The sequence below is a fragment of the Herminiimonas sp. genome (genome assembly GCF_030645555.1).
Classification (GTDB): Bacteria; Pseudomonadota; Gammaproteobacteria; order Burkholderiales; family Burkholderiaceae_D; genus Oxalicibacterium.
Genome location: NZ_JAUSME010000264.1, coordinates 1 through 1,473 on the forward strand (window position 1 = coordinate 1; position 1,473 = coordinate 1,473).

Annotated in this window: 3 protein-coding genes; all 3 read left to right on the forward strand. The window is 62.3% G+C overall.

The window, feature by feature from the left end; all coding sequences use genetic code 11:
* Positions 1-261: hypothetical protein (locus Q7T06_RS10310; protein ID WP_304784309.1), on the forward strand; the 261-nt coding region annotated here is incomplete at its 5' end.
* On the forward strand, positions 258-833 hold the full coding sequence (ruvA, locus tag Q7T06_RS10315) for a Holliday junction branch migration protein RuvA (protein ID WP_304784311.1): 576 nt from the start codon (positions 258-260) through the stop codon (positions 831-833). The genes Q7T06_RS10310 and ruvA, both read left to right, overlap by 4 nt.
* Positions 834-852: 19 nt before the next feature.
* Positions 853-1,473, forward strand: a 621-nt coding sequence (ruvB, locus tag Q7T06_RS10320) for a Holliday junction branch migration DNA helicase RuvB (RefSeq protein ID WP_304784313.1), incomplete at its 3' end; no start/stop codon positions are given.

Below are 1,473 nucleotides of genomic sequence, written 5' to 3' on the forward strand. Positions count from 1 at the left end.
TTGCCGATCATGATGGGCAAGGCCAGCAGCAAGCCGCACAGCGTCAGCGGCGAAGCCCAAAGGATGCCCGCCAGCGTCAGCAGTGCCGATCCGCGATCCTGGTGCTGCCCGTCCGAGAATATCCTGCGTCTGGCGCTGTACCGAAAAAAAGACATGGCTGCCCGTGAATTGCCTCTGTTGAAATGCGCATTCCGTCCACTGCCGGCGCAGGGTTCCCGTCATGTATCATGCAGCATTGAATTGAAAGCCAGTGGAACATGATAGGCCGCCTTTCCGGAGTTCTGCTTGAGAAAAATCCACCGCAATTGCTGGTGGACTGCAATGGCGTCGGGTACGAAGTCAGCGTGCCGATGAGCACTTTCTACAATCTTCCTGCAATCGGTGAAAGGGTCGTCCTGCTGACCCACCTGACCGTGCGCGAAGACGCACACCTGCTGTACGGTTTCGGCGGCGCCGAAGAGCGCAACGTGTTCCGGGAACTGATCAAGATATCGGGCATCGGTGCGCGTACCGCGCTTGCGATCCTGTCCGGCATGTCGGTTCCCGACCTGGCCCAGGCGATCACGCTGCAGGAGGCCGGCCGCCTCACGCGCGTGCCGGGCATCGGCAAGAAGACAGCCGAGCGGCTCCTGCTTGAACTCAAAGGCAAACTGGGTGCCGACCTCGGTGGTGCACCGGCAGCAAGCAGCGACCACTCGGCGGATATCCTGAATGCACTGCTCGCTCTTGGTTATTCCGACAAAGAGGCCTCGCTTGCACTCAAGCAGGTGCCGGCGGGCAGCGGCGTATCGGACGGTATCAAGGCAGCGCTGAAGTCCCTTTCCAGGGCATGAGACCAGAGCAGGGCAGGACATGAGCATACAGACCGACAATTTCACCGAACAACGGATCATCGCCCCGACGCCGGTGTCGCCCAATGAAGAGGCGATCGAGCGGGCGTTGCGTCCCAAGCAACTGGACGAGTATGTCGGCCAGGAAAAGATCCGCGACCAGCTCAGCATCTTCATCGCCGCTGCACGCAAGCGCGGCGAAGCCCTCGACCACACCCTGCTGTTCGGACCGCCCGGACTGGGCAAGACCACCCTGGCACACATCATCGCCCGCGAAATGGGCGTCAACTTGCGCCAAACCTCCGGTCCGGTGCTGGAGCGCCCGGGCGACCTGGCGGCCTTGCTGACCAACCTGGAAGCCAACGACGTGCTGTTCGTCGACGAGATACACCGGCTGTCGCCGGTGGTCGAAGAAATCCTGTACCCGGCGCTCGAGGATTACCAGATCGATATCATGATTGGCGAAGGGCCGGCGGCACGTTCGGTCCGTCTCGACCTGCAGCCGTTCACGCTGGTCGGCGCCACCACCCGGGCCGGCATGCTGACCAACCCGCTGCGCGACCGCTTCGGCATCGTTGCACGGCTCGAGTTCTACACGCCCGAACAGCTGGCCAGCATTGTCACCCGCAGTGCCGGCCTGCTG

Bases quoted from the DNA above. Each gene is read 5' to 3' on its own strand.
- ruvA (WP_304784311.1), top strand. From the start codon at position 258: ATGATAGGCCGCCTTTCCGGAGTTCTGCTTGAGAAAAATCCACCGCAA.